Genomic DNA, 7,840 nt, shown 5'->3' with positions numbered 1-7,840 from the left:
CGGCCCCGAGGGGTCAGACAGGAGAGGTCAGCTCACCGCGAGCGACGCCGCCGAGGCGGACGAGGTCTTGACGATCTGGACGGACGACGACTTGCTCGAGACCAGGAAGTCCGACTTCTCGGTCTTGACGTACGTGTAGCCGAGACCGAGCTTCGTCGTCTTGAGCGAGAAGGAGCCCGACGAGGAGATCGTCGTCTTCCCGATGAGCTTGTAGGTCTTGGTGCCCTTCTTCTTGAAGTAGACCTTGACCGTCTTGCCCTTGGTGTCCACGCTCGGGTCCGCGTAGCCGCTGAGCGTGGCCGAGCCGCCGATGGTGCCGTACACGTTGCTGATCTTGAGCGCGGGCTTCACCCGGATGACGGACGAGACCGTGGCGGACGAGGCAACCGTGGAGCCCCCGGACTTGAGGACGACCTTGGCCTTCCAGGTGCCCGCCTTGTGGAGCGAGGAGCAGACGAAGGACTTGACCTTGTTGGTCCCGTTCTTCACCTGGCTCTCGACCGTGTAGCTGCTGATCGAGTCGGTCGAGCGCTTCAGCGACGCATCGGCGTAGTACGTCTGGCTGCTGCTCAGGCCGGACGCGGTGAACGTCCAGTAGATGTACTTGCACGAGGTCGCCGACTTGCGCTGGTCGAACGACTTGACCGACACCGTGACGGCGGCCGGCTGGGCGTCGGAGGCGACGGCCGGCGCTGCGACGGCGGTCGAGGCGGCGAGCGCCACTCCCGCCAGGACGGCGATCAGTCGAGCGCGCTTGGTGCCCCCGGCGGCGTTCTGGCTGTTCACGGTCATGCTGTGTGTCTCCCCACGTTCGTGTGGGCACCCGGAGGGTGGGTGCCGCGTGGAGAGTAACCGAGTCAAACCGGGCAATGGTGACCATTCCAGTCCTGTCACCCGTCTGCTGTCCAAGGCAAGCAGTTTGCCCGCGGTACGTCATCCTCCGGGGTGATCCCGCCGGTCCGGGCGCACCCACCAGCGGCTGTCCAGCACCCACGAACCGGCCCCCAGCCCGGTGAGCACGCCGAGGGAGATCGCGACCATCGTCGTGCCCGCCGTCACGACCGCGGTCAGCCCCTGGTCCGTCGACTCCCCGAGCACCGACGTGACCCCGACGAGCCCGAGCGCACCCGGCACGAGCAGCCAGAACGCGGGCAGGAAGCTGACCATCGCCGGCGGCCCACCCGCGTACCGCGCGACGACGAGCGCGACGGGCGTCATCGCGAGCGCGCCGACGAACGCCGACACCTGGGTCCCGAGCACCGCCCCGCCCACGAGCTGCCCCGCGTAGGCGACGACGAGGACGACGAGGATCCCCGGCACCGCGCGCCGCTGGGCGCTGTGCCGGATCGTCACGCCGACCCCGAAGATGCCGACGCCCACCCAGGCGCCGACCCAGCCGAGCGCCTGGCTGCCCCCCGCGTGCAGGGAGGACGCGGGGATCCCGACGAGGTTCGCGCCCGCGACGATCCCGAGGGCGAGCAGCACGAGCATCATGACGCCCGCGGACAGTCGCGCCGCGCCCGCGATCATCTGCCGCGTGGCGAGGTCGATCACCCCCGTCGTGAGCAGCGCGCCGGGCAGGAACGTGATGAGCGGCGCCACGAGCGCGGGCAGCAGCGACACGTCCAGCCCCGTGCGGGCCAGCGAGAAGACCGCCGTCGAGACGGCGAACGCGCTAACCAGCACGACGATCGCCTGGTACGGCTCCGCCCACCGGGCCGTGAGCGTCGCGAACCCGACGACCGCGGCCCCGAGCGCGGCAGCGAGCGCGACGTCGGTGAGCGAACCGCCGAGCACCAGGGCGAGTCCGGCCGCCGACAGGACATATCCGAGCGCCTGCTGCCACGCCGAGTACGGCGACGAACGTTCGAGCGCGTCGCCGATCCGGCGCATGCCCTCGGTCGGCCCGATCGAGCCCGCGCGCGCGAGGTCCGCGACCTCGAGCACCTCCTGCACCTGGTCGAGCCGCATCGACCGGGACCCGGCCGTGACCGCCACCGTGCGCGCCGTCTGCGCACGCGGCGTGGACAGCACGAGCGCGGTCGGCAGCGCGACGACCTCGACGTCGGGGATCCCGTTCGCACGCGCGACGTGCTCGAGCGCGTCCTGCACCTGCACGACCGGCGCGGTCGTGTCGATCATCGCCTCGCCGAGCTGCAGGCAGAACCGGATCGTGTCGTCCGGCGAGGCGGGCGCCTCGCGCGGCCCTTCGTCGCCACCGGCCTCCTCGGCCGGCCCCGCGAGCACCTCCGCCACGGCCAGGCCAGCCGTGGTGTCCTCCACCGCCGTCCACGGCTCCCCGGTAAGCCCGCCCGGCGCGGGAACGGTGGCCCCGCCGGCCGCGACCTCCGGTGCATCGCCCACCTCGACCGGCGGCCGTCGCTCGCGTGCCCGGCGCACGACCAGCATCAGGGCCGCCGCGGCCGTGAGCAGGACGAGCAGCGCGAGGACGATCATCGCGACCGGGACCTCGCTCGTGGTGACCGTCGGCGGCGTGCTCCACACCGGCGCGGTCGACGTCGAGGTGGGCGACGGCTCGGGCGAGCGCGTCACGGTCGGTGAGGGCGTCGGCGAGGGTGTCGCCGACGGCGCCGCGGTAGTCGTCTCGGGCGACGGCTGCGGCGTGGGGCTCGGCGACGGGTCGGGCGTCGGCGCCGGCCCCGCCGACTGCGTGTCCTGCGGCGTCGGCTCGGCCGTGACGGTGGGTTCCGCGCTCACCGCGGGCCGCTGCTCGGCGGGCGTGGTCGTGACGAGGGGGTCGTCGACCGCGGACCCGGCGCCCGTCATGTGCTCAGCGCGCCCGCTCGTCCAGCAGCCTGACCAGCACGGTCAGGTGGCTCAGCTCGACCTCGCGGGTCGCCGTGAGCAGGGTCGTGGGCTCGAGCCCGACGAGCGCGGCGAGCCGTGCGAACCCGTCCGCGCCGGGTTCCTGGTTCAGCTCGGCCTCGTACCGGCGCGCGAACTCGTCGTACTCCTCCGGGCGGTGCCCGTACCACCGGCGCAGCTCCGTGCTCGGCGCGACCTCCGGGAGCCACTCGTCGATCCGCGGGTCGTCCTTGCGGAACCCGCGCGGCCACAGCCGGTCGACGAGCACGCGCCGACTCCCGTCACCGACCTCGTCATAGACCCGCCCGACCCCCACCATGGGCCCCATCATGCTCCGACGAGCCCGCGCCGACCCGGCGAGCGCCCGACCGACCGCAGCGCACGCCCCGGGTGCGGCCCTCCGCACTCGAACGCACACTCGGACGATGACTGCCGCGCCTGCCACGACAGAACGCCCGACCCGCCTCGCCCGGACGGTCACCGCGCCGCTGCTCTTCCTGTTCATCCTGGGCGACGTCCTGGGTGCGGGCGTGTACGCGCTCGTCGGCGAGCTGTCCGCCGAGGCCGGGGGCATGATCTGGCTCCCGCTGCTCGTCGCTCTCGGCATGGCGCTGCTCACCGCGGCGTCCTACGCCGAGCTCGTCACCAAGTACCCACAGGCGGGCGGCTCCGCCGTCTACGCGCAGCGAGCGTTCGGACGACCGCTGGTGTCGTTCCTCGTCGGGTTCTGCATGCTCGCGGCGGGGGTCACCTCCGCGGCAGGGCTCTCGCTCGCGTTCGCGGGCGACTACCTCGGCACGTTCCTCGACGTGCCGACCATCCCGACCGCGCTCGTCTTCCTCGCGCTCGTGGCAGCGCTCAACCTGCGCGGGATCAAGGAGTCGCTGCGCGCCAACGTCGTGATGACCGCCGTCGAGCTCAGCGGCCTCGTGCTCGTCGTCGTGCTCGGAGCCCTCGTGCTCGGCCGGGGCGAGGGTGAGGTGTCCCGGCTCGCCGACCTGCCGCCGGGCACGGGTGTCGCCGCAGCGACGCTCGGCGGCGCGCTCCTCGCCTTCTACTCGTTCGTCGGCTTCGAGACCTCAGCCAACATCGCGGAGGAGGTGCGCGACGTGCGGCGCGTCTACCCGCGCGCCCTGTTCGGCGCGATCGCGACCGCCGGCGTCGTCTACCTGCTCGTCGCTCTGGTGGCTCCCGCGGTCGTCGCCCCGGACGACCTGCAGGCGTCCAGCGGGCCGCTGCTCGAGGTCGTCAAGGTCGCCGGGGGCGTGCCGCTCGAGGTCTTCTCGGTCGTAGCGCTCGTCGCCGTCGCCAACGGCGCGCTCCTCACCATGGTCATGGCCAGCCGCCTCACCTACGGCATGGCGGAGGAAGGGCTGCTCCCGTCGGTGTTCGGGCGGGTGCTGCCCGAGCGTCGGACGCCCGTCGTGGCCATCCTGGCGACCACGGCGGTCGCCATGGTCCTGACCCTGACGGGGTCGCTCGCCGACCTGGCCTCGACCGTGGTCCTGCTGCTCCTGTTCGTCTTCCTGAGCACCAACGTCGCCGTCCTGGTGCTGCGCCGCGACCACGTCGAGCACGCGCACTTCCGTGCCTGGACGCCGCTGCCGGTGCTCGCCGTCGGGACGTGCCTGGTGCTGCTCACGCGCCAGGAAGCCAAGCACTGGCTGCTGGCCGCGATCCTGATCGCGCTCGGCGCGGTGCTCTACGCCGTCACGCGCCACCGCGGCCGCGAGCGCGAAGAGTCAGCCGATCTCGAACGCTGAGCCGATCCCGTCGTCGGCGCGCCAGACGCCTGCCGCTCGCCCCGAACCGTCCGCGGCCCCCCGGCGTGGAGCCACCGGGTGTCGACGGTCACTCCGTCCACGGGCCGAGGGCCGTCGGAACCTCTGCCGCCTCGGGTCGGGGCTCCTTGAGCTCCACGAAGATCACCTGCGTGTCCGTCGCGCCCGTGTTCCGCCCGGTATGCGTCTGGGCACCCAGCCACCATCCGCGACGAGATCCGCACGCTCACCCTCACCCTGCTCGACGAGCTCGGAGTCTCCCCGTGCACGCCTGACGCACGAGTGCCCGCGGGAGGACGCTCGCACTGTCAGGCCGCCGGGTCCAGCACGACCTTGATGCAGCCGTCGGCCTTGCGCTGGAACATCTCGTACGCGCCCGGAGCGTCCTCGAGCGGCAGCCGGTGCGTGCGCAGCCCCAGCACGTCGAGAGGGTCGGTCGGGTCCGCCACGAGCGGGAGCAGGTCGTCGACCCATCGGCGCACGTTCGCCTGCCCGAACCTCAGCGTGAGCTGCCGGTCGAACACGTCCAGCAGGTTGATCGGGTCGGCCGCGCCGCCGTACACGCCCACCACGGAGACGGTCCCGCCGCGCCGAGCGGTCGCGATCGCGGTCCGCAGACCCGCGAGGCGGTCGATGCCGACCGTCTCCATCGCCTTGCGCCCCAGCGCGTCCGGGAGCACCGCCGTGACCCGGTGCGCGGCGTGCGCGAACGGTGCGCCGTGCGCCTCCATCCCGACGGCGTCGATCGTCGCGTCCGCGCCACGGCCGCCGGTGAGCTCACGGACCGCCTCCAGGACGCCGTCCCCGGAGTCCACCGTGTCCACCCCGTGCCGCGCCGCCATGGCGAGGCGCTCCGGCACCGAGTCGATCCCGATGACCCGTGACGCCCCACGGTGCAGCGCGACACGCGCGGCCATCTGCCCGATCGGCCCGAGCCCCACGACCACGACGGTCCCGCCGTCCGGCACCGACGCGTACTCGACGGCCTGCCACGCGGTCGGCAGCACGTCGGACAGGTACAGGTAGCGCTCGTCGGGCGTGCCGTCGTCGGGGACGACCACCGGACCGTAGTGCGCCTGAGGCACCCGCAGGTACTGCGCCTGCCCACCCGGCACCGACCCGTACAGCGCCGTGTAGCCGAACAGCGCGGCACCGCAACCGTGCTCGCGCACCTGCGTGGTCTCGCACTGCGACTGCAGACCGAGCAGGCACATCGAGCAGCTGCCGCACGCGATGCCGAACGGGACGACGACCCGGTCCCCCACCCGCAGGTCCCCCGCGTCCGGTCCGACCTCCTCGACGATGCCCATCGCCTCGTGGCCGAGCACGTCGCCGCGCGCCAGGTACGGTCCGAGCACCGAGTACAGGTGCAGGTCCGAGCCGCAGATCGCAGTGGACGTGACCCGGATGATCGCGTCGTGGCTCTCCTGGATCGTCGGGTCGGGGACGTCCTCGACGGCGACGTCCTGGGTTCCTTGCCAGGTCAGTGCACGCACGGCGACTCCTCGCGGCTGGGCAGTCGCAGGCACCTCGCCGACCCGTCGCTGCCCGTCCACCCTCGCATCCTCGCCGCGGGTCGGCACCTGGGCGGCGCGCCTCGACCACTCGACGCCGGTCGGGTGTGGGGACCGCAGAAACGACGACGCGGGACATCGATCGACGATGTCCCGCGTCATCACACGGTGGAGCTGAGGGGACTCGAACCCCTGACCCCCTGCATGCCATGCAGGTGCGCTACCAGCTGCGCCACAGCCCCGTGTGAAGTTGTCGCCCCCGTGGGGACGCTCGGAGAGTCTAGGACGAGGACGGCCCCGGACGCCAATCCGCTCCGAGCGACGCGCGTCACGTCCCGCACGTGCGGGCCGGCGCGCGCCGCGGGAGGTCAGTCGGGGTCGCGCGTCGAGCCTGCCTGCTCGTCGTCGGCGCGGTCCGGACCGGCGTTCCAGTCCGTCGAGGCGTCCGTCGGCCCCAGGTTGTAGGCGACGAGACGCCACGCCGGGAGCACGTCGCCTGACGACGGCACGACCTCGGCCCAGTGCGCGTTGTGCATCCCGGCCATCCCCCGCCAGGCGGCCGGCATGCCGAGGAGCTCACCGACGGCGGAGCTGATCGCCGCACCGTGCGAGACGACGACGAGCGTCTCGTCGCGCGACATGGCCCGCGACAGCTCCGCGATCGCCTCGGCGGTGCGCCGTGCGACCACCTGGCGCGTCTCGGCGCCCACGCGCGTCGGCTCGCCGCCCGCGCGCCACAGCGCGTAGTCCTCGGGCCAGCGCTCGGCGATCTCGGCGCCGCTCAGGCCCTCCCACTCGCCGAACCCGCGTTCGCGCACGCGCGCGTCGACCTCGACCACGACGCCCGCCATGCGGCCCAGCGCCTGCGCCGTCTCACGCGCACGATCGAGGTCGGAACTCACGATGCGTGTCGGCGTGTGCCGGGCGAGCATCGCGGCCGCGGCCGTGCGCGCCTGCCAGCGACCGACGTCGTCGAGCGGGATGTCGACCTGGCCCTGCAGCCGGGCCGTGGCGTTGTACTCCGTGCGCCCGTGGCGCCAGAGCAGCAGACGACCGACGCTCACTCGTCGTCCGCGGTGCCGTCACCGCCGCGCGCGTCCTCGGGGAGCTCGATCAGCGGGCAGTCCTTCCACAGTCGCTCGAGCGCGTAGTAGACGCGGTCCTCGGCGTGCTGCACGTGGACGACGATGTCGCCGAAGTCGATCAGCACCCACCGCCCGCTGGCCTTGCCCTCGCGACGCACCGGCTTGGAACCGAGCTTGTACAGCGCCTCCTCGACGGCGTCGACGATCGCGCCGACCTGCCGCTCGTTCGTCCCGGACGCGATGAGGAACACGTCCGTCAGGACGAGCTGCTCGCTCACGTCGAGCGCGATGATCTCCTGCGCCTTGAGGTCGGACGCTGCACGGGCAGCGGCGATGGCGAGCTCGACGGCACGTTCGGTGGCGGTCACGGATCTCCTTGTGTCGGGGGCGGGCTCAGGCGCTCGGCCCGGCCCTCGGTGCGGTCGTGACGACGCTGAGCGCGCTCGAGGCGGCGCTCGCCCCGTCGTTGGCCTTGGTGTAGAGCAGGACGAGCAGGAAGCCGAGCACGAACGCCACGAGGGCCAGCACGATCAGGTGCAGCCAGGTGTACGGGTGGCGCGGACGGGACTCGACCTCGTCGTCCTCGTCGTCGTCGTGCTCAGCGCCCGGGACAGGGGCGAAGGGTCGCTCCGAC

The 7,840-nt window shown here is 72.8% G+C and carries 8 protein-coding genes and 1 tRNA gene; 1 reads left to right on the top strand and 8 read right to left on the bottom strand.

Annotated elements, in window-relative coordinates; genetic code table 11:
- Window positions 1-27: 27 nt before the first annotated feature.
- From CWIS_RS09280 to CWIS_RS09270, 3 genes are all read right to left on the bottom strand, one after another.
- A complete protein-coding gene (locus tag CWIS_RS09280; RefSeq protein ID WP_048342997.1) occupies window positions 28-792 on the bottom strand; it encodes a hypothetical protein in 765 nt (254 codons plus the stop codon).
- Between the two features lie 141 nt (window positions 793-933).
- A complete protein-coding gene (locus CWIS_RS17620; RefSeq protein ID WP_053071647.1) occupies window positions 934-2,787 on the bottom strand; it encodes a threonine/serine exporter family protein in 1,854 nt (617 codons plus the stop codon).
- A gap of 4 nt (window positions 2,788-2,791) precedes the next feature.
- Window positions 2,792-3,145: a DUF488 domain-containing protein gene (locus CWIS_RS09270; protein ID WP_229747402.1), complete on the bottom strand. Its 354-nt coding sequence runs from the start codon at window positions 3,143-3,145 to the stop codon at window positions 2,792-2,794.
- Window positions 3,146-3,251: 106 nt separating this feature from the next.
- On the opposite strand from CWIS_RS09270, the gene CWIS_RS09265 reads away from it, so the two are divergent.
- The gene (locus tag CWIS_RS09265) at window positions 3,252-4,589 is read left to right on the top strand and encodes an APC family permease (protein ID WP_048342995.1); all 1,338 of its coding nucleotides are present in this window, start codon (window positions 3,252-3,254) and stop codon (window positions 4,587-4,589) included.
- A gap of 326 nt (window positions 4,590-4,915) precedes the next feature.
- Here the strand turns inward: CWIS_RS09265 and CWIS_RS09260 are convergent, their stop codons facing one another.
- From CWIS_RS09260 to CWIS_RS18790, 5 genes are all read right to left on the bottom strand, one after another.
- Window positions 4,916-6,103, bottom strand: coding sequence for a Zn-dependent alcohol dehydrogenase (locus CWIS_RS09260; RefSeq protein ID WP_048343001.1), 1,188 nt, complete (start codon window positions 6,101-6,103; stop codon window positions 4,916-4,918).
- Window positions 6,104-6,290: 187 nt separating this feature from the next.
- Window positions 6,291-6,363 (bottom strand) — tRNA-Ala (locus tag CWIS_RS09255).
- Between the two features lie 126 nt (window positions 6,364-6,489).
- Window positions 6,490-7,185, bottom strand: a complete 696-nt coding sequence (locus tag CWIS_RS09250; RefSeq protein WP_048342994.1) for a histidine phosphatase family protein — start codon at window positions 7,183-7,185, stop codon at window positions 6,490-6,492.
- On the bottom strand, window positions 7,182-7,574 hold the full coding sequence (gene rsfS / locus CWIS_RS09245; protein ID WP_048342993.1) for a ribosome silencing factor: 393 nt from the start codon (window positions 7,572-7,574) through the stop codon (window positions 7,182-7,184). Before rsfS ends, CWIS_RS09250 begins: the two co-directional genes overlap by 4 nt.
- Before the next feature lie 25 nt (window positions 7,575-7,599).
- Window positions 7,600-7,840: hypothetical protein (locus CWIS_RS18790; RefSeq protein WP_048342992.1), on the bottom strand; the 241-nt coding region annotated here is incomplete at its 5' end.

Source organism: Cellulomonas sp. A375-1 (genome assembly GCF_001040865.1).
Classification (GTDB): domain Bacteria; phylum Actinomycetota; class Actinomycetes; order Actinomycetales; family Cellulomonadaceae; genus Cellulomonas; species Cellulomonas gelida.
Note: the sequence above shows the minus strand (reverse complement) of the source record. Positions and strands in the feature narration are given on the sequence as shown.

Bases quoted from the DNA above. Each gene is read 5' to 3' on its own strand.
- CWIS_RS17620 (WP_053071647.1), bottom strand. From the start codon at position 2,787: ATGACGGGCGCCGGGTCCGCGGTCGACGACCCCCTCGTCACGACCACG.
- CWIS_RS09265 (WP_048342995.1), top strand. From the start codon at position 3,252: ATGACTGCCGCGCCTGCCACGACAGAACGCCCGACCCGCCTCGCCCGG.
- CWIS_RS09270 (WP_229747402.1), bottom strand. From the start codon at position 3,145: ATGGTGGGGGTCGGGCGGGTCTATGACGAGGTCGGTGACGGGAGTCGG.
- CWIS_RS09280 (WP_048342997.1), bottom strand. From the start codon at position 792: ATGACCGTGAACAGCCAGAACGCCGCCGGGGGCACCAAGCGCGCTCGA.